Origin of the sequence: Pseudomonas peli, assembly GCF_050563605.1 — a bacterium.
GTDB classification, from domain to species: Bacteria; Pseudomonadota; Gammaproteobacteria; order Pseudomonadales; family Pseudomonadaceae; genus Aquipseudomonas; species Aquipseudomonas peli_A.
Genome location: NZ_JBNXUH010000288.1, coordinates 1 through 232 on the forward strand (window position 1 = coordinate 1; position 232 = coordinate 232).

Genomic DNA, 232 nt, shown 5'->3' on the forward strand with positions numbered 1-232 from the left:
GCTCGGAGATGTGTATAAGAGACAGCTCCATACCCAATTGAAAGCGCACCCACTCGCCGCCATCACGTTTGAACATTTCAATATTCTTGGCGCTCAGAGAGGCGGTTTCGGCGCCGGTATCGAGCTTGGCGGGKAGCTCCAGGGCCAGTTCATGSAGSGGAAAMCTYTCGTGGAGGGCATAGATCTGSGGGGGGGTKGGCCMCKGGSYCTTTTAAACAACTGACGCCGGCGG

1 pseudogene is annotated in these 232 nt (G+C 57.5%); it reads right to left on the reverse strand.

Annotated elements, in window-relative coordinates:
- A pseudogene (locus ACQ4LH_RS21770) lies at positions 1 to 184 on the reverse strand (RimK/LysX family protein); the annotation flags it as partial.
- Positions 185 to 232 lie beyond the last annotated feature (48 nt).